22 protein-coding genes are annotated in these 18,014 nt (G+C 65.5%); 10 read left to right on the top strand and 12 right to left on the bottom strand.

All coding sequences use genetic code 11. The features are described from left to right. Window positions 1-67: 67 nt before the first annotated feature. Entirely contained in the window at window positions 68-496 is a 429-nt protein-coding gene (locus H6717_08110; GenBank protein MCB9576974.1) for an SRPBCC domain-containing protein, read from the bottom strand. Between the two features lies 1 nt (window position 497). Then, window positions 498-833 carry a winged helix-turn-helix transcriptional regulator gene (locus H6717_08105; GenBank protein ID MCB9576973.1) on the bottom strand — a complete coding sequence of 112 codons (336 nt, stop codon included), beginning with the start codon at window positions 831-833 and terminating at the stop codon, window positions 498-500. 106 nt (window positions 834-939) lie between these two features. Here H6717_08105 and H6717_08100 point away from each other — a divergent pair, with 106 nt between their 5' ends. From H6717_08100 to H6717_08085, 4 genes are all read left to right on the top strand, one after another. Further along, entirely contained in the window at window positions 940-1,368 is a 429-nt protein-coding gene (locus H6717_08100) for an MmcQ/YjbR family DNA-binding protein (protein ID MCB9576972.1), read from the top strand. A gap of 148 nt (window positions 1,369-1,516) precedes the next feature. Continuing rightward, window positions 1,517-1,843, top strand: a complete 327-nt coding sequence (locus tag H6717_08095; protein ID MCB9576971.1) for a winged helix-turn-helix transcriptional regulator — start codon at window positions 1,517-1,519, stop codon at window positions 1,841-1,843. After that, a complete protein-coding gene (locus tag H6717_08090) occupies window positions 1,840-2,406 on the top strand; it encodes an SRPBCC family protein (GenBank protein MCB9576970.1) in 567 nt (188 codons plus the stop codon). The genes H6717_08095 and H6717_08090 overlap by 4 nt, the downstream gene beginning before the upstream one ends. After that, complete coding sequence (locus H6717_08085) at window positions 2,403-2,624, top strand: hypothetical protein (protein MCB9576969.1); 222 nt, start codon at window positions 2,403-2,405, stop codon at window positions 2,622-2,624. Before H6717_08090 ends, H6717_08085 begins: the two co-directional genes overlap by 4 nt. Window positions 2,625-2,663: 39 nt before the next feature. Here the strand turns inward: H6717_08085 and H6717_08080 are convergent, their stop codons facing one another. From H6717_08080 to nhaR, 3 genes are all read right to left on the bottom strand, one after another. Next, window positions 2,664-4,001: a sigma-54-dependent Fis family transcriptional regulator gene (locus H6717_08080; protein ID MCB9576968.1), complete on the bottom strand. Its 1,338-nt coding sequence runs from the start codon at window positions 3,999-4,001 to the stop codon at window positions 2,664-2,666. After that, window positions 3,994-5,643: a hypothetical protein gene (locus tag H6717_08075; protein MCB9576967.1), complete on the bottom strand. Its 1,650-nt coding sequence runs from the start codon at window positions 5,641-5,643 to the stop codon at window positions 3,994-3,996. Before H6717_08075 ends, H6717_08080 begins: the two co-directional genes overlap by 8 nt. Before the next feature lie 445 nt (window positions 5,644-6,088). After that, window positions 6,089-6,994, bottom strand: a complete 906-nt coding sequence (gene nhaR / locus H6717_08070; protein MCB9576966.1) for a transcriptional activator NhaR — start codon at window positions 6,992-6,994, stop codon at window positions 6,089-6,091. An 87-nt stretch (window positions 6,995-7,081) separates the two neighbouring features. Here nhaR and H6717_08065 point away from each other — a divergent pair, with 87 nt between their 5' ends. The 4 genes from H6717_08065 to H6717_08050 all read left to right on the top strand — a co-directional run bounded on the left by H6717_08065 (window position 7,082) and on the right by H6717_08050 (window position 10,182). Further along, window positions 7,082-7,399, top strand: coding sequence for an HPF/RaiA family ribosome-associated protein (locus H6717_08065; GenBank protein ID MCB9576965.1), 318 nt, complete (start codon window positions 7,082-7,084; stop codon window positions 7,397-7,399). Window positions 7,400-7,403: 4 nt separating this feature from the next. Beyond that, window positions 7,404-8,363, top strand: a complete 960-nt coding sequence (locus H6717_08060; protein MCB9576964.1) for a TerC family protein — start codon at window positions 7,404-7,406, stop codon at window positions 8,361-8,363. Between the two features lie 112 nt (window positions 8,364-8,475). Beyond that, on the top strand, window positions 8,476-9,201 hold the full coding sequence (locus H6717_08055; protein MCB9576963.1) for a glutathione S-transferase: 726 nt from the start codon (window positions 8,476-8,478) through the stop codon (window positions 9,199-9,201). Window positions 9,202-9,234: 33 nt separating this feature from the next. Beyond that, a complete protein-coding gene (locus tag H6717_08050; protein ID MCB9576962.1) occupies window positions 9,235-10,182 on the top strand; it encodes an aldo/keto reductase in 948 nt (315 codons plus the stop codon). Between the two features lies 1 nt (window position 10,183). On the opposite strand, the gene H6717_08045 is transcribed toward H6717_08050, so the two are convergent. The 3 genes from H6717_08045 to H6717_08035 form a co-directional block, all read right to left on the bottom strand. Further along, window positions 10,184-10,513, bottom strand: coding sequence for a carboxymuconolactone decarboxylase family protein (locus H6717_08045; protein MCB9576961.1), 330 nt, complete (start codon window positions 10,511-10,513; stop codon window positions 10,184-10,186). Then, window positions 10,510-10,893: a hypothetical protein gene (locus tag H6717_08040; protein MCB9576960.1), complete on the bottom strand. Its 384-nt coding sequence runs from the start codon at window positions 10,891-10,893 to the stop codon at window positions 10,510-10,512. The genes H6717_08045 and H6717_08040 overlap by 4 nt, the downstream gene beginning before the upstream one ends. Window positions 10,894-11,056: 163 nt before the next feature. Continuing rightward, window positions 11,057-11,458 carry a cupin domain-containing protein gene (locus H6717_08035; GenBank protein MCB9576959.1) on the bottom strand — a complete coding sequence of 134 codons (402 nt, stop codon included), beginning with the start codon at window positions 11,456-11,458 and terminating at the stop codon, window positions 11,057-11,059. A 292-nt stretch (window positions 11,459-11,750) separates the two neighbouring features. On the opposite strand from H6717_08035, the gene H6717_08030 reads away from it, so the two are divergent. Together H6717_08030 and H6717_08025 are read left to right on the top strand one after the other, a co-directional pair. Beyond that, entirely contained in the window at window positions 11,751-12,644 is an 894-nt protein-coding gene (locus H6717_08030) for a hypothetical protein (GenBank protein ID MCB9576958.1), read from the top strand. A 29-nt stretch (window positions 12,645-12,673) separates the two neighbouring features. Beyond that, on the top strand, window positions 12,674-13,300 hold the full coding sequence (locus tag H6717_08025) for a class I SAM-dependent methyltransferase (GenBank protein MCB9576957.1): 627 nt from the start codon (window positions 12,674-12,676) through the stop codon (window positions 13,298-13,300). 13 nt (window positions 13,301-13,313) lie between these two features. On the opposite strand, the gene H6717_08020 is transcribed toward H6717_08025, so the two are convergent. From H6717_08020 to H6717_08005, 4 genes are all read right to left on the bottom strand, one after another. Next, window positions 13,314-14,099: a CbrC family protein gene (locus H6717_08020; GenBank protein MCB9576956.1), complete on the bottom strand. Its 786-nt coding sequence runs from the start codon at window positions 14,097-14,099 to the stop codon at window positions 13,314-13,316. A 115-nt stretch (window positions 14,100-14,214) separates the two neighbouring features. Then, entirely contained in the window at window positions 14,215-15,117 is a 903-nt protein-coding gene (locus H6717_08015) for a nucleotidyl transferase AbiEii/AbiGii toxin family protein (GenBank protein ID MCB9576955.1), read from the bottom strand. Then, window positions 15,114-15,689 carry a type IV toxin-antitoxin system AbiEi family antitoxin domain-containing protein gene (locus H6717_08010; protein ID MCB9576954.1) on the bottom strand — a complete coding sequence of 192 codons (576 nt, stop codon included), beginning with the start codon at window positions 15,687-15,689 and terminating at the stop codon, window positions 15,114-15,116. The genes H6717_08015 and H6717_08010 overlap by 4 nt, the downstream gene beginning before the upstream one ends. Before the next feature lie 1,025 nt (window positions 15,690-16,714). Further along, window positions 16,715-17,971, bottom strand: coding sequence for a hypothetical protein (locus H6717_08005; protein ID MCB9576953.1), 1,257 nt, complete (start codon window positions 17,969-17,971; stop codon window positions 16,715-16,717). Between the last annotated feature and the right edge of the window lie 43 nt (window positions 17,972-18,014).

Below are 18,014 nucleotides of genomic sequence, written 5' to 3'. Positions count from 1 at the left end.
GCGGCGGACCAGCATTCTTCGTTTGGATGTTGGTCCGGCGCGATCCCCGTCGCGTCAGCGCCCCCCGTCACTTCAGATAGCGGACCAGGTTGTCCAGCGTCTTTTCGGTGTTCACGCCGACCCCGATCTGGATGAACTGCTCCAGCTGTTCTGCTGTTGCGCAGCGGATGCTGACGCGCATTCGCGTCGTCTTCCCTTCGGATTCCAGGAGCACCGTCCCCACCGAGCCCATCACCTCGAAGACCAACTTCGACGGGCGTTCGACCACTGTGTAAGTGCCGGCGAAGGGCTGGCTGTGACCGGAATTCTCGAAGCTGAACCCACCTCCCACTCGCAAGTCCACGGTGCAACCCGCGAGACGAGTACCCGTCGGGTCCCACCACTCCGAAATTTGCTCCGGACGCGTCCAGGCGTCGAAGACGTCCTCGCGAGAAGCCCGCAGGCTCCGCTCGAACTCGAACGTGAAGCTCTCTCGATCGATCACTGTTTCGGACATGTCAGACCTTCTTCTTCTTGTTTTCGAGGAACCCCTCCAAACGATCGAACCGCCGCTCCCACTGCTCCCGGAACGGGGCGAGCCACGCCTCCACGTCTTTCAGTGGCCCACCCACGACCAAGCTCCGCGGCCTGCGCTGTGCATCCCGCGCGGTGCGAATCAGCCCCGCATCTTCCAACACCCGGAGATGCTTGGAGATGGTCGGCTGCCGCATGCGGAATGGTTTCGCCAGCTCCGACACCGTGGCCTCCCCCTGCGCCAAGCGCGCCAAGATGGCCCGGCGAGTCGGGTCCGAGAGCGCAGAAAACACCTGGTTCAGAAGGACTTCCTCTTTCATTGCCCACTTTCTATATAGCTTACAGGCTATATAGTCAAGCCCCCCGCTCCAAGGTTTGTTGGTCCGCCGCGGTATCGCCTACGTTGCGGGTGTGGCCACAAAGAAGATGACGAAGACGAGAGCGTCCACCGATCGGATCTTGAAGGAGCTCCGCGCGTTCGGTCTCGGGTATCCGGGCGCGCACCTGAAGAGCCCGTGGCCTGATCACATGGATCTTGCCGTGCGCGACAAGACCTTCACCTACCTCAGCACCGAGGGCGCGCCCCTCGCGCTCTCCTGCAAGCTCCCCCACTCCGGCGTCGATGCGCTTGCGCTTCCGTTCACCAAGCCAACCGCCTACGGCTTGGGCAAGAGCGGTTGGGTCTCCGCGGACTTCTCGAACGTGAAGGACATCCCGGTCGCACTCTTGAAGGAATGGATCGACGAGAGCTACCGCGCTCAAGCACCGAAGAAGCTCGTCGCCGAGCTCGAGAGCAGATCCACTCCAGCGAAGACAACCAAGAAGAAGCCCCCGCGTCGCAGAACCGCGAAGTAGGGAGAAACGCGCACGCGTCGCTCCATCGCCAAGAGCATGCGGCCGACGCGACGGAACGAGGAGGGGCTCGCGGCGGACCAACAAGAAAATGGACCGCGTCGATAGGAATGGCTTGACAGGCATATACCTTCTCGCGCATATACCTGACATGGAATCTGCGTTCTCGGTGATTGCGGAGCCCAATCGGCGGGCAATTTTGAGCCTCTTGGCCTCGTCGGAGCAGTCCGTTGGGGAGCTGGAAGAGCAGCTGGGGATGCCGCAGCCGTCCGTGTCCAAGCATCTCCGGGTGCTCCGGGAGGCGGGCTTCGTGGAGGCGCGGGTAGATGCGCAACGCCGCGTGTACCGCTTGCGCCCCGAGCCACTCATGGAGGTCGACGAGTGGCTGGAACCGTTTCGGCGCTTCTGGTCGTCCCATGTGGACGCGCTGGAACGTCATCTCGATCGCATGGCGGAGAAGAAAGGCAAGAAGCGATGAGCAACCGCGCAAGCTACGTTCCCGGCGCCGCCTTTGGCGCCAGCATCGACAAGGACGACGACGTCTGGACATTGGTGCTGGTCCGAGATCTGCGCCACCCGCCTGCCATGGTGTGGGAAGCCTTGACGGATCCCGAGCAACTCCGGGAGTGGGCACCCTTCGACGCGGATCGGAGCCTCGCCACACCGGGTCCCACCAAGCTCTCCACGGTCGGCTCTCCCCAGCCGCAGGTCTCCGAGTCCAAGGTGATTCGCGCAGAAGAGCCGAAGCTCCTCGAATACACCTGGGGCGGGAACCTGCTCCGCTGGGAGCTCGAAGCGCGGGCGAGCGGCACGCGGCTCCGGCTCTGGCACAACATCGACCGCGGCTTCATCTCGATGGGCGCGGCAGGCTGGCACATCTGCTTCGACGTGCTGGATCGGCTCCTCGCCGGTGAGCCCATCGGTCGCATCGTGGGCCGCGAGGCGATGAAGTTCGACTGGCCCCGACTGAACGCCCAGTACGCGGAGCAGCTCGGAGTCGAATCCCCCAAATGGCAACCCAAGCAGGAGAACGAAGAATGAATCACTGGATTCGACAGGTCCACCGCTGGCTGTCCATCGCCTTCACGGTGGCGGTGATCATCAATATCGTCGCCCTGGTGACGCACTCCCAAGCGACGTGGGTCGGCTTCCTCGCGCTGCTTCCCCTGCTCGGCGTGTTGCCCACGGGGCTGTACCTGTTCGCCCTCCCTCATCTTTCCAAGTGGCGAGCGAGCGGACGACCCCAGCCGCTCGGCTGAACGGTTGCGGTGGCGCAACCAGCGCCCTACGGCGTCGGCTCAATCGTCGGGCAGTGCATGCTGGCGCAGTTTCGCGCGAAGGGTCTTTCGATCGATGCCGAGGATCTGAGCGGCCTTGGACTTGTTGCCGCTAACACTGGCCAATACCTTCCGGATGTGGCTCGCCTCCACCTGCACCAGGGACCGGTTCAGCTCCGCCTCCGCACTGCCAAAAGAGGAACGCATCAGGACCGGTAGATCCGCTGCGTCCACTTCGGGCCCGTCCGCCATCACGACCAGGCGCTGGACCACGTTCTCCAATTCACGCACGTTTCCGGGCCAAGCGTATGTCTGAAATAGCTCCAGCACGCGGTCCGAAAACGCCAGCGGACCACGGCCGACTTCGTCCGCGTACTTGGCGGCAAAGTGGCGCGTCAGCGCGAGCACGTCGGGGCCACGCTCTCGAAGTGGCGGCAACTCGATTGGAATCACGTTGATCCGGAAATACAGGTCCTCTCGAAATGAGCCGGACGCCGCCAGCTGCTGCAAGTTCTTGTTGGTGGCGGCAACGATACGCACGTCCACGGTGCGGGGCTTCGACGAGCCAACCATGGCCACTTGCTTGTCTTGCAGCACCCGCAACAGCTTGACTTGAGTCGCCGGGTTTGTCTCCGCGATCTCGTCGAGGAAGATCGTTCCGCCGTCTGCCGTCAAGAAGAACCCAGCCCGGGTTTCGTTGGCTCCGGTAAACGATCCCTTCACGTGGCCGAACAGCTCGCTCTCGAACAGATCTTGCGGAATCGCACCACAGTTGACGGGAACGAATGGCGCGGCGGCACGGCTGCTCTCGTAGTGAATGGCCCGCGCCACGAGCTCCTTTCCCGTACCGCTCTCGCCTGAGACCAGTACCGTCGCGTTCGTCTGGGCTGCTCGCCGGATCTGCGCGTGCACACGCCGCATTCCGGCAGACTCTCCCAACAGGCCATGGAGAGGCGCCGTACGTGTCTCCGCCGTGCCTCGTCGCAGGGCGAGCTTCGACAGCGCACGCTCGACCGCGGCTTCGAGCTCCTGGTCCGTGAAGGGTTTTGTCAGGTAGTCCGTAGCGCCGTGCTTCAGCGAGGTCACGGCACCGTCCACGTCGGGGAACCCGGTAATGACCATGATCTCGGTGCCGTGAAGGTTGTCCCGAACTTCACGCACGAGGTCGAGGCCACTCCGACGGGGCATTTTCACGTCGGTGATCACGAGATCGACGTTGATTGCGTCGAGAATCTCCAGAGCCTCGTCCACGTTTGTCGCGCTGTGGATCGTGTAGCCGGCCGCGCGAAGATTTCGCTCCAGCACGGCCAAGGTGCCCGGGGAGTCGTCCACGACGAGAATGGAATGCTCTTCAGTCATGGTGGTCGTCCGATGGCGGAGGCAGGGTCACGCGCATCGTCGTACCGCGTCCCGGCGCGGTGTCGACCTCGATCGTACCGCCGTGCGCCGTCACGATGCCATGCGCAACCGAAAGGCCCAGTCCGGTGCCCTCCCCAACGTCTTTGGTCGTGAAAAAGGGCTCGAAGATCTGGTCGACGACACCCTCGGGGATCCCCTCACCCGTGTCCTCCACGGAAAGAACGACGCCTTGCTCCGTAGCTGCCGTGGAAACGCGGAGCACACCTCCGCTGGGCATCGCTTGAATGGCATTCACCGCGAGGTTGACGAAGACCTGCTGCAGCTGTCCGCGATCCCCACGCACCAGCAAGGCCGCGGGCGTCAGGCTCGACTCGACCGTCACGATGGCTCCACCCCGCCGCGTCGACAGCAGCGGAATGCTCTCGCGAATGATCGCGTTTACATCAACCACCGTCGCCTGGGAGGGCGCTTGCCGAGCGAACAACATCAGCTTCTTGATCACTTCTCGCGCGTACAGGCTCGATCGCACGATCCAGTCAAGGTCCGTGGCCGCTTGCTCCGGCAGGTCCGGCAACTTCAGGGAAAGTTGCGCGAAGCCGAGGATGTTTCCCAGCGGCTCGTTCAGCTCGTGCGCCAACCCCGCCGCCAGGTGGCCGATCGTTGCGAGTCGATCTGCCTTCCGAATTTGTTCACGAAGCCGAGCTTTTTCCTCCGCAGCCTCCTGGCGCTCCACAATGGAGGCTATTTCTCGTGCCACACCCTCGATCAGGTGCAGCTCTTCTTCCAGGAATGGGGATTGTTCCAGGAGGGGCGCGTTCTTGGGATCCCCGCGCGTGGGAACATAGAAGACCTCCACCGCCCCGAGAGAGCGACCTCCGCTCTGGATGCGAGCTCCTAGGCGATGCGGGCCAACGGCGAAGTCCGCCGACGCGAACACTCGCTCGTCCACGCTGACGCGAGCGGTCGTTATCTCCGGGTACTGCCATGCAGCCGGGAGCAACGCCACGATGCGCTCGAGCTTTGCAGCGAGGGATGCGTCGGCTTCCGCTCCGATTCGGGCGATCTGATACATGCACGCCAGCTCTTTCACGCGCTCCGTCAGCGCCGCCTGCGCCCGCCGCGCGGCGATGGCGGCGCCCAGCAGCTCTGCCGTGCGCTCCAGCTGCTCGACGCCCGCGAACGCGCTCCGCCGCGAGCTCTCGAGCTGCAGCACGCCCTGATTCTCAGCGTCGATTTCGAAAGGCAAGAGCAGCAGCGAACCCACCTCTGGCCCCAGGGCGAGCCGCAATCGGGGCGCCCGCGCCACGCCAGTGAGATCGGCATACTCGAGGCCTCCGCGCGCGAGCTTTCTGGAGGCCGCGCGAAGGCCAGTCGCATCCACGACGCGATCCATCAGCACGGTGCCAACGTTCGCCGATGCAAGCAGCTCGAACTCCAGCACGCCGACGGGCGCGCTCTCTGCTCGCCACAGGAACGTGCGTGAACCATCCATGAGCCACGCGACGAGACTCTGGGCGCCTGTGAATGCGAACAGCACTTCCGACGCCTCCCGGAGGAACGCCGTTCGCGGTGGACCGCGATTTCCCAGCCGCAACAATGCTCGCGCTGCGGCGCCGGCACTGATGAGAGCTTCCGTCGGCACTCGTCCGAGCCTATAGCACGTCCGCTACTGACCTCTGCCGACGAGCTCCACCGTCACTGATACTCCTCGCAGTGCCAGACGCCGCCGGCGCTCTTTGGCAAGGTGCAACCCGCACGGTGCTCGCAGTTGGCGCACAGCCCTGGTGATAGCGGCTCCGCTGAAACCGGCAAGCGCTGGGCATGCACCGCAGGTGCGCGCGGCTCGCCTGCATGAAATTCCTCACAGTGCCAGACGGCAGCGCGAGGGACACGCAGCTCCATGCACGTCCCGACACGAACACAGCTGACGCACAACCCGTCCTTGGGCGTACGTTGGACGATGAGGTTCGACATGGCAGCGCGAACAGCAAGCGCCGTGCCGCCGCCCCCGCACTGGATTCATCTGCGCCTGTGAGGACGCAGCTGGGGAATCCTGGGCCAGCTGGGGAATTGCTCCCCCAGTACGCTCACTCCAACGCGAACAAGTCTTCCCGGGCCGCGTCGGAGATGGCCACGACAGCGGGGTTCTTGAGTCGCCGCTCGACGGACACGGCGTAGAACCGCTCGCGGATCTCCGGCGCGCTGCCGAGCGCCGACACGCGATATTGGCGCTCCAGCTCCTTGGCCACCACGCTGGATCCCGCGAAGATCCCCACCCCATCCGCGCCGAACTCCTTGAGCAACGCGCTGTCCTCGAACTCGGCCACGACGCGAGGGCGGATGCCAAGCCGGTCGAACCACTGATTCAGCGCGCGGCGCAGCGTCGTGTTCTCCAGGGGCAAGAGCATCGGCGCCCCCTCGAGGGACTGGGGAAATCCCGCCTGCAAGGCCTTCACCAAGGAGCGCGTGCCGAAGAACGTCACGCCGCTCTCCCCCAGCACGTGGTTGAAGGCGCGTACGCTGCTGCCCGACGGAAGCGGCGCATCGGCGATCAAGAGATCGATGGAGTGAAGCGCGAGGTCGGCGAGGAGCTTGTCGTAGGAGCCCTCGTGGCAGAAGATCTTCACCGGCTCTTCGAGCGCCAACGCCGGCTCGAGCAGCCGCTTGACCACGAGCTTGGGCACCACATCCACGATGCCAACGCTCAATCGCACGGGCTGTCCGGTGGAGCGACCCTTGACGGTGTCCACCATCTCTCTTCCCAGGGTGAAGATCTCGTCCGCATAGCGCGCCACGACCCGGCCAACGTCCGTGAGCACCAGCCGGCGCCCCACCTTCGTGAAGAGCTTCTCGCCCAGGTGATCCTCGAGGGCGTGAACCTGTGCGCTCAGGGTGGGGTGCGACAGATGCAGCACCTTCCCAGCCGCCACCAAGCCGCCTTCCCGGGCCACCACCCAGAAGTACAAGAGGTGCTGGTAGTTCACCCACTCCAGGCGCTCCGGCTTTATGTCGGTCATACCTACAGATTATGTAGAAACTTCGTCATTGTCTACATGCGGACCGGGCCCTACAGACTCGATATGAAGGTCGACATCCGCTTCCGAGCAATCCAGACATCGGCTGCCCTCCGCGAGCACATCAAGAAGCGCGCTCATCTCGAGATGAGCCGCTTTGGAGACGCCGTTCGCTCTGTCGTGGTTCGCATCAAGGACGTGAACGGACCCAAGGGTGGCATCGACAAGCGCTGCCATGTGGTCGTGCAAGGTCCAACGCTGGGGACGGTCACGGTGGAAGAACCCGGCGCCGATCCGTACGCCGCCGCCAACGTGTCCCTGGGCCGCGCGGGCCACGCCGTGCGGCGCACCCTCGATCGAGCCCGCACCGTGCAGCGGAGCTGAGAACGTGCCACTCGAAACCATCGGTTCCCCCGGGCTGTGGCTGGCGTTCATCGTCTTCGTGCTGGCCATGCTGGCGCTGGACCTCGGTGTCTTTCACAAGAACGCCCACGAGGTGAGCGTCAAGGAGGCGGGCATCTGGAGCAGCGTCTGGATCGCCTTCGCGGTCGTCTTCAACCTGGGCGTCTACTTCTGGTTCGGGCCCGAGCGCGCCCTGGAGTTCACCACCGCCTACTTGGTGGAGAAGGCCCTCGCCGTCGACAACATCTTCGTTTTCGTCGTGATTTTCACGGCGTTTTCCGTACCCGCCGTCTACCAGCACCGGGTGTTGTTCTGGGGCGTGCTCGGCGCACTGGTGCTACGCGCCGCGTTCATCCTGGCGGGCGGCGCGTTCCTGCAGCGCTTTCACTGGGCCATCTACGTCTTCGGAGCGCTCTTGGCGATCACGGGCATCAAGCTCCTGCTGCAGCGAGACCAGGAGCTGCACCCAGAAGATAACCCCATCGTGCGCTGGACGCGCAAGCTCTTGCCAGTCACGCCGGGCTTCCACGGCGATCGCTTCTCGGTGGTTCAAAACGGCCGCCGCTACGCGACGCCGCTCCTACTCGCCCTGGTCGCCGTCGAGGTGACGGACGTGGTCTTCGCCGTGGATTCCATCCCCGCGATTTTCGCCATCACCACCGATCCGTTCATCGTGTTCACGTCGAACATCTTTGCCATCTTGGGGCTGCGGTCGCTGTACTTCTTGTTGGCGGGCGTCATCACCAAGTTCGTGTACCTGAAGGTCGGCCTGTCCTTCGTGCTGGTCTTCGTCGGCGCCAAGATGTTGCTCATGGACGTGTACAAGCTACCGATCCTCGCTTCGCTAGGCGTCATCGCCGCCATCATCGCGGGCTCGGTGCTGGCGTCCCTGCTCAAGCCCAGCCCGACGGACAAGAGTCCGTCGGACGCCGAGCCCGCCAGCTGACGTCTTCCTGTGTCGGTCCGCCGCGGAACCACGGGTCGCGAAGGCGCGTTTCCGCGGCGGGCCAACAAAGAAATGCCCTTGGGGGCGGCCCTGCCGAGCGTATCCTCTCCGCATGTCGCTGACCCTGCACGTCATCTCGCTCCGCTACTCCACGTGGTCCATGCGTGCGCTCTTGCCGCTGTGGCACGCGGGCGCAGAGCCCGAGATCCACACGGCCGTGCTCGACCTGACCAACGGCAACGTGAACGCCGAACCCGACGCGCACGTGCGCGAGGCTGCGGCTGAGCTCACACGGCGGCGTGCACTGGGCAGCGTTACTGGTTTGTTTCCGGTGCTCGAGGTCGACGGCACGCGCATCCACGAAGCACTGGCGATCTGCGAGTGGACCGCAGAGCGGTTTCCCGACGCCGGGCTTTGGCCCGACGCGTCCCTGGAGCGAGCACAGGCGCGCGCTCTTTCGTGTGAGATGGCGAGCGGCTTCGCCAATCTGCGCACGCACATGAGCTCCAATCCGTTTGCGCGGGTACCGAGCTTCGTGCCCGATGGGCCAACCCGCGTGGAGATCGCGCGGGTTCAGGAGATTTGGCACCAAGCGCTCCGAGCTTCCGGTGGTCCCTTCTTGTTCGGGCGTTTTGGCATCGTGGACGCCATGTACTTCCCCGTCCTCTTGCGTTTCGAGACCTATGGCGTGGAGCTCCCGGCGGGCCTTCGGCCCTACGCAGCGGCGCTCAACGGACTGCCCGCGGTGAAGCGTTGGCGAGCACTGGCAGCAGGCGAGCCGCGCGTCCCCGTGTACGATGCCTACGTGGAAGGACTCGGAGGCAGCGTGCTCGACTGAGCTCGCGCGCCACCTTGGAAGGAGACCAGCGTCATGAAGCAAATCGATCTCGGCTCACAAGGACTCCGGGTACCTGCCATCGGCTTGGGCTGCATGGGCATGTCGGACTTCTACGGCGGCTCGGAGGAAGCTCAGAGCTTGCGCGTGCTCGATCGAGCCGTGGAGATGGGCTGCACGTTCTGGGACACGTCGGACATGTACGGCCCGTTCACGAACGAGCTCCTGCTGTCGAAGGCGCTCCATGGGCGGCGCGACAAGATCACGCTGGCGACCAAGTTCGGCGTCGCCCGCGGCGAGGACGGGAGCTGGCACGGCATCAAGGGCGGCGCGGACTACGTGCGGAGCGCCTGCGATGCATCGCTGAAGCGCCTCGGAACGGACACCATCGATCTCTACTATCAACATCGCGTGGATCCGAGCACGCCCATCGAGGAGACGATGGGCGCCTTGGCCGAGCTCGTCAAGGCGGGCAAGGTCCGCTACATCGGCTTGAGCGAGGCGGACTCCGACACCATCGAGCGCGCCCACGCGGTGCATCCCGTGAGCGCCCTGCAAACGGAGTATTCCCTGTGGACGCGGGACGTGGAGGCCGACATCTTGCCGACCGTTCGACGCCTGGGCATCGGCTTCGTGGCCTACAGTCCCCTCGGCCGCGGCTTCTTGTCCGGCGCCATCCGCTCCCGCAGCGATCTCCAGCCCGGAGACTGGCGCCTGGAGAACCCGCGTTTTTCCGAGGAGGCCATCGCCAAGAACAGTCGCCTCGCCGATCGAGTCGCCGAGGTCGCGAAGGAGAGCGGAGTCACCCCGGCACAGGTGGCCCTCGCTTGGCTCTTGGCGCGGGACGTCGCCATGATCCCGGGCACGCGGAGAATCGAACGCCTGGAGGAGAACTGGGCGGCACAAGACGTGACGCTCCGCCCGGACCAACTGGAGCGCCTCGACGATCTGATCGAGGAAGGCGTCGTCGGCGACCGGTACTAACCTACACGCCGTCTTCCCCGAGCAGTTCCTTTGCTCGGTTGATGGCCGACATCGCGTTGGGCCACCCCACGTAGAACGCCAGGTGCGTGATCATCTCGACCAGCTCTTCTCGGGTGACGCCGTTCTCGATGGCTCTCGGGAAGTGAAAGTCCATCTGCTCGGTCTTGCCTGTCGCAACGAGCGCGGCGCAGGTCAAAAGGCTCCGGTCCCGCTTGCTGAGCTGTGCTCGCTCCCAGATGTCGCCGAAGAGCACGTCCTCCGTCACGTCCACCAGCTTCGGCGCGAGCGCGCCGAGGGATTGACGGAGGGGACTCGGGTTCTTGTCGTTCATGGTGATCTTTCTCCTGCTGCGGTGGAAGCCTGCGCGCGCTCGAAGCGCACGTTGAGCTCGCCCTGTTTCCGTGCGAGCTCGTCCACGTTGGAATCGAAGCGACCGAGCTTCACCAGGCCCTGCGCGAATCCGAAGTCGCGATAGAAGATCGCGAGGTTTCCCCAGGGCGCGTAGTAGGTGATGTCTCCAACGTCGGGATCGAAGCCCGGCGGCGCGCCCTCAATCGAAAGCCGGGCCGGCAAATCCCCGACCTTCTCCGTGCTTGCGTAGTCCCGAAGGGTGAGCTCGAGGGGGAGCAGCGCCAGGAAATCACGGGGCGCGGCGCCCTCCGCGAGCGTGGCGGTGAGCACCTCACCATCCAAGTGCATCTTGATCTTCATGTTCTCGTCCTTCGCGGGGGCCACCGTGGTCGGGTTCGCCGACGGCTGGATTCCCGTCGGTGCCGCTCGGTCGCACGCTGCGAGCGTGAGCACGGCGGCGAGCATCTGAGCGGAACGTTCGAGTGTCGGCATGGCGGTCAAGGGCGCTGCCACGGCACGCCCGTCATGAATTGCCCTGGTACTGTTCGTCGCTGACCTTCTCGAGCCAGTCGACCGCCTTGCCATCGAGCGCTTCTTGGATCGCGATGTGCGTCATCGCTGTCTTCGGCGCCGCTCCGTGCCAGTGCTTCTCGTTGGGTGAGACCGAGACGACGTCGCCGGGGCGGATCTCCTCGATGGGTCCGCCCCAGCGTTGGTGCAGTCCCACTCCGAACGTGACGATCAGCGTCTGCCCGAGCGGGTGCGTGTGCCAGTCCGATCGCGAGCAGGGCTCGAACGTCACGTAGGCGCCGCTCGCTCGGCCGGGCGCCTCGGCCTGGAACAGCGGATCGATCCGCACCGCTCCGGTAAAGTGCTCCGCAGGCCCCTTCTGGGATGGCAGTGCGCCACTTCGTTTGATGTCCATGGTGGTGTCTCCTCTCTTCTTCCGTCGTGTGAGAGATATGCGGGCTCCAAGAGCGGACGAGTAGGGGCCGCGGGCTGGACGCACTGGTAAGTCAGCATGAACAATGATTACCGGAGCGATTGGCTGCATTTACAGCGCAGCGTCGGGAGATCTCGCGCCACGCCTGCTGTTGTTGGTCCGCCGCGGAACCTCCCTTCGCGACATTGCCGCCCCGCGGGCGCCGTCTTATGCGCCGTCGATGTCACCAGCGCCGGCCAACCCTCGGAACGTTCGAGATGCCGGGATGGAGCTGTTGAGCGACAGGCTCGCGCGCATCGGGAGCGGGCCGGTCGAGCTCTTCAGCGAACCCGATCGCGACCGCGCATTCCCCGAAGGGCCGTCCTTGTGGGCGGTTGGTGTCGTCCCCGTTCGTGGAGGGTCGCTGTACGCCAGCTACGGCCTGAGCGGCGCGCTCGACGCTGACCGAGCGGCGAGCTTCGAGCTGTCGATCTTGGTTCCGGGGCCGCCCCAACCCTGGCCGGCTCTCCTACTGCGCGCGATGGCCCATGACATGCGCAGCAGCCAGCGCGACCGCGTCATCGGCGAGATCATCGCCTTCGACGACGCGATCACTCGCTGCTTTGCGGCTCCCGCCGAGCGCTCGGAGTACTCGGAATCGAAGCAAACCGTCGTCGTCCTCACGGCGGACCCGCTGCTCTCCGTGCCGGGCGTCGAGATCCGGCGAGTGCTCGGTCTGGACCGTTCCGAGCAACGCCTGCTCGAGTCGTGGAGCCTTTCCGGTTTCTTGGACATCCTGCAATCCATGGATCCTACGTTGTCGACGGATCCAGCTCGCCCATCGTTGGCAGACGATCACCGGTTCGTCGAACAGATCGCCACCGGCTCGCGGAAGGAGGGCAGCGCGTACGGTCTCGTTTGTGTCCCGGGGGTACGTTGGACGCTCGAAGGCGACTCCTTCCGCCTCGAGCTGCCCGCGGGCCCGGACGGTGACCATCTGTGGAAGATGGCGCGGGCGCGGCTCGCGTTTGCCCGCGACCTCCGCATCCTCGATGAAGATCCGACCGTGCTCACGGACGTGTTGCTGCTCCCCGGCGAGCACGACGCAACCGAGATTGACGGCAACACGCTCACCTTCACCATTTCCGACGTCGAGACGTGGATCGGCAACGCGCGTCTGACCGTTTGACCTGAGTCGCTCATGCAGCAGTGTACGCAATGACCCGCGATCGCGACCGCGACTACTGGCAGCGGCACGCTTCGAAGTACGACGCAACCCTCGGCCCCCTCGGAAAGCCCCTGCCGCGCATGCTCGAGCTCGTGGGCCAGGCTGCTCGAGGCCGGGCGCGAGTGCTGGAGGTTGCCGCCGGCACGGGCTTGGTCACGCCGGTCCTCGCCCGCTCCTCTGCAGCCGTCGTCGCTACCGACTACGCGCCCCGAATGGTGGAGCGCCTGCGGGACAAGATCACCGACTTGGGTCTCGGGAACGTCGAGTGCCGCCAGGCCGACATCTACGACCTTCCCTTCGAGCCGGCGTCCTTCGACGCCGTCGTGGCTGCCAACGTGCTGCACATCGTCCCGAACCTGGACGCCGCCCTGAGCTCCCTCACCCGCGTGCTGAAACCAGACGGCATCTTCATCGCGCCGACCTTCTGCCACGACGAAACTCGGCTCTCGTGGCTCGTCTCGCGCCTGCTCGCCCTCACCGGCTTTCCGGGGCATCGACGCTTCACCGTCGCGTCGCTCCGCGCGGCGCTGGAGCGCGCAGGCGTAGCGGTGAACCGGTGCGAAGCGCTCCCCGGCCTACTGCCGATCGGCTACGTGGACGGTCCCGCGGCCGGGTGATCGCCGAGCGCCGTCAATCCCGGTCCCACGTGCCGCGCAGGCGTCCGCTCGTCGGGGAGCGGAACACGTAGACGGAGATGCTGCCGTCCGCGAGGTCGTCCCAGGTCCCCTCGTCCGCGTCTTGCACGGCTTCGAGAAACAGGCGCTCCCCGTTGCCGTCTTCCGCATGGGCGTCAAAATTCGACGCTTGCCAGCACCCCAGGTAGATCATCGGGGTCGGGCCTTCGAACAGCCACGTCTCACCCTGCCAGGTCGAGTACGTCGGAGTGCGAAGCAGCTCATCCATCGCGGCAGCCGGCAGCTTGGCGCCGAACCAGGCGTCCATCATCTCGCCGAGCTGCATTTCGGGGTCGCCCGTCTGGACGAGCTCGACCCCCGGGTAGTCTTGCCGGTGCTCACCGAGGCCGGGAACGCCGAGCGTGACGCCCGCCACGCGCTGTTCCCACGACAGCAACCCGAATTCCGTGTCCTTGCCCATCAGCCCGCGCCCGGCCCGAACGCACGCGTAGCAAACGCGGATCCGGCCGCCGAGACCGGCGGGCCACGGCGCCACCGCGCTGCACGACGGGCACGGAACGGCAGCCCGGTCGGCGACATGATGTCCGACGACATCCCCGCACGACGCACACGGATGCGTGACGGCGTCGCCGATGCCGATGCGGAAACAGTGGCTCTCCGCCGTGTTGCACAGCTCACACGTCCCGAGACCGTCGTACTTCGAGGCCTCGGCTACGGGCGCTGCGAACAAAGGAAACGGGATACCCAGCTCGGCGAACGTCATGTGCGAAGGAGAGCTCATCGCGTCCGTATCTCTATCTCAGAAGGTCACCAGCCGGAAGCGCACCACCAAGCTCGTTAGCGTAAAGGCAAAGAGAAGGCGTGGACTCGAAGCTACGACCCGCCGATTGACGGCGTCACGCCTCGTGTCTGCTCCATGACCAGCCCTTCGGGTCCCAGCCAGCGTTGGACAGACCGCCAAGGACGGGATCGAGGAACGCGCTCGCTGCCTCGAACGCCTCTGCGAGCGTAGTCCACTCTAGCCGGTTCTCTTTCGCAAGCGCTGCATAGGGCGCCTCCCAGGTCGCCGGCGGAAGTGGCAGATGCTCGGGCACCTCGTGCGTACCGCGGAATGAGAAGGTCTGCAGCAGCGCGGCGTGCAACCGGCTCGCTTCGATGGGGCCAGCAACGGCGAGCAGCGCGAGGTCCGGCAGATCCTTCACTCGCGAGTTCGGGCGTGCTCGCGGCATCGTGTACGCGTGCAGCTTTTCCGCAATGTGGGTCTCCACCGGGTACACGCGCAGCGTCGGCGGCGCGATGCCAGCGAACGCGAGCACGTCTTTCGCAACGATGACCTCGGGCTCGCCGAAGATCGGATCACCGAACGCAACGTCCACTCCGAAGGCGCGGCCATAGACCTTGCCGGCGAGGCTGCATTCGGCACGGAAGCGCAGCCCGTCGTAACGCATCCCCTCGTTCTGGATCTCGGGGTGGCGGTCGCGGCGCACGGAAAACACCATAAAATCACCCAAGTCGCGCCGAGCGGCTGCATGAAGGCGGTCGAGAATGCGCTCGGAGGAACCCATCACGCGCAGGTCGACGTCCTTCGTCGTACGAGCCCGTTCGATGCGGAGCTCGACGGCCAGGCCGCCCTTGAGCGTAACCGCGTCGCCAAGCTCGACGACAACGCGTGCGAGGAATCGATCGAACACCACGAGCTGGCGGCGTCGAGAGAAGTCGATCCCCGAGACCGACGTGCTGCGGAGCCGCTGCTCGAGAGCCTGCTTGAAGGCGGCGGCAGTGTGATACTCGCGGGTCACGAATCGAGACCTCCGAAATGCCTCAGTTCCTCGTCTACGGCGGCGAGCTCGTCGCGGGCGACCAGACCGCGCTCTAGAGCTTCTCGGGCGGCAGCGCGCAGCAGCTCCGGTGGAAGGTGATCGGCAGCGCAGTCCTCGAGCGTACGCAGCGGAGTCGTCGCCGGAACGGGCCCGAACCAACACTGCTCGTGCTTGGCGACATCGCGGTAGTGAAGCACCAGCCCGTCCGGCACTCGCAGCCTGCGCTTCCTCCACGCCTCGGGCAGCGTGATGTGAACCTGCGCGGGTAGCACATCCGAGAGCTCGTGCAGAGCGAGCGCGGTCTGGTGAGAGAACACGCCCGTCAGCTCCGACCAGAGCCAGACCACGGTGAGGTCTTCATGGTCGCCCGCAGGAAAGTGCACGAGGCGGTACACGCCGCGTCGCACCCGAACGACGCGCCTCGCAGCCAGATGGTGCGCGAGCAGCTGCGGCGAGTAGCCGGCGGCAGCCGCCTGCTCGGTCGTGAAGTACCCATCCTGGGCAGCGGCGATCTCGTAGAGCGCGTGCCAGTCGGGCGATCGATTCGTCACCTCAGCCACACACAAACATTAAGCAATACTTTAGTTGTGTGCAAGATACCGGAGTCCCGAAGTACACAGCTACAGCTTAGCTTTAGTTTTGTGCGCCATCTGCTGTGTGGGCGGGGCTGGCCTGAAGACGAGGAGGGCGACGTCGTAGAAGCCACTCCGGTCGTTGCACCGGATCTCCGAGAGCACCATGGCATCCAGCCTCCGACCCTGGATCATGATCTCCACGCTCGCACTGCTGCCTCCTCCATCTCCTGCCAGGTGCGCCCTTCGAGACCCAACGGTGTGGAGCTGCACTCGGCGGCGCGGTCCGCGGCGATGCCACGCCGCGCGTTGCCGTCATACCTACGACATCGAATCCATCGACGGGCACTTCGAGCAAATCCCTGATGCTGGCCACAAGGGCCTCGAGCTGCGAGCCCTCGGGCATGTCCTCGCCGATGATGTCCGCCAGGACGGGGACCTCCCGCACGGCAACGTTGCGGGGCCGTTCTCGGTCTTGCACGCACGGCCTGGAATCGGTGCCACTCGCCCTTCTCGCCGCTTCCGCGATTGCGAAGATGTCCGAGCCTTGGGCTCGTCGACGCTCCTTCCTTGGCGGCAGTCATTCGAGGTTCTCGAATAGCTGCCACCTTCCGAAGCCCTTGATCGTAAACTCTTCGACCACGCGCGTCGCCCACTTGCGAAACTGCACTTCGCGCTCTGCCCTTCTAGGCGATTGGACCAGTGTCCTCAACGGCCGTGCGGCGCAGCGTGGTTCCGCGGCGGACCAACAAAAGCAAAGCGCCCAAGGAGGATGTCCTTGGGCGACTCTTGGCTCCGGATTCGACGCCGTTCACCAACCCGTTCGCAGGGCTCTCCGCGGGACTGGTTCGCTCCGCTCGCACCGTCCCGGAAATGCGAACGCCTGCGAATCCAGGTGGTTGCGCGACGCGAGCCGGGACACTCTCGCGGATTCGCTCAGTCCCGCCGCGGGCTGGAGTGGCCTGCGCGCCTCGCTCGTTCAGGCCGTCGCGCCGCCCCGCACGCTACCGCTCCTCCGGTGACAGCCAGGCGCGGAACCGCCGGAGGGCGTCGACATCGCCCAGGAGCGCGCGTGCCCGCTTGAGCCGGTCAAGAACGGCGTCCCTTGTGGCCTCGTCGAGCTCTGCCGCGCGGCGCTGGGCGTCCTCGAAGAAGCCCTCGATCTGCTTCGCCGCGCCCCACGCCTCGATGATGGCGAAGAGCTCCTCCCTGCTCTCCTTCGTGTTCTGGATGCGCCGACGCTCCGCTTCCTCTGCACGCCACTTTGCCTGCTGCACCTCCCACTTCTGCCGCTCGATCTCGGCTTGCCGTTCTCCCTCGGCAACGAGCGCGGCGATGGTTGCAGCCTCGGTCTCCAGCTCGCGGACGATCTGAGGCACCTTCGACGAAAGGTCCGAGCCCCTGCCTTCTCGCCACTGCTTCTCCCACTTGGCGCGCGCGTACGGGGATGAACCCCGGAGGCACAGGCGCCAGCTCGGCATGTCACGCTTGTGCGTCCAGGCGCGCTCCGGCAGTGCCCAGCGCCGCCGCCTCGTGGTTGGCTGTGGGACGTCGGCGACGCGAACATACTTGCCGTTCACGTAACGGACCTCGACCTCTTCGCTCAGCTCGAACAGCGTCAGGCCGATCGCGACGGAGCCAACGTAGACGACGGTGGGGCGGTCCGGGCCCCAGCGTGCGTAGCTGTACCACTCGCCCCCTCCCTCGGCGCGCTCGTCGACCTCGGGCCGACGCAGGTGCTGGTCCAAGGGCGCGAACGTGACGCGGTGCCCGCGATCCTCGAGCGCCAAGAACAGTGCGTTTGCCACGTCGAGCGCGTGGCCCAGCGTTGCCTTCGTGACGAACACGTCGATGAGCCGCTTCTTGAGCGGCCGCAGGTACCCGCTGTCGGACTCCTTGGCGCTCTCGAAGTGCTCGCGTGCGCCGACGATCAGCTCGTGTCGCGACGGCCGCTCGCGTCGCCGACGGCGCGACGGGGGCTCGTTCTTGGAAGGCGCCTGCGGTAGTGCGCGGGGGACGCGGCGCGGCTCACCCTCGCGCGACCACTCCATCTCGTCGCCCGGGCGTGCCTCCGGGAGCTCGGGCTTCGCGCTGGCCTTCCCGACCTCGAGTTGCGCCCAGTAACCGCGAGCCGGCCGCGGGACGTTCAACCGCTCGCAGACCCGCGCGAGGAAGCTCGACGAAGCGCCGTACCGAGCCGCGACCTTCGTCATCGGCTCGGCCCAGACCTCCTTGTAGAGGGTCTCGCGGGTAATGGCCATGTGAGCAACCTACGCGGCGGGATTCAGGGCTCGAGTCGGCGCG

Source organism: Polyangiaceae bacterium, assembly GCA_020633235.1.
Taxonomy (GTDB): Bacteria; Myxococcota_A; Polyangia; order Polyangiales; family Polyangiaceae; genus JACKEA01.
The sequence above is the reverse complement of the archived record's forward strand: the minus strand, read 5'-3'. Positions and strand labels throughout refer to the sequence as shown.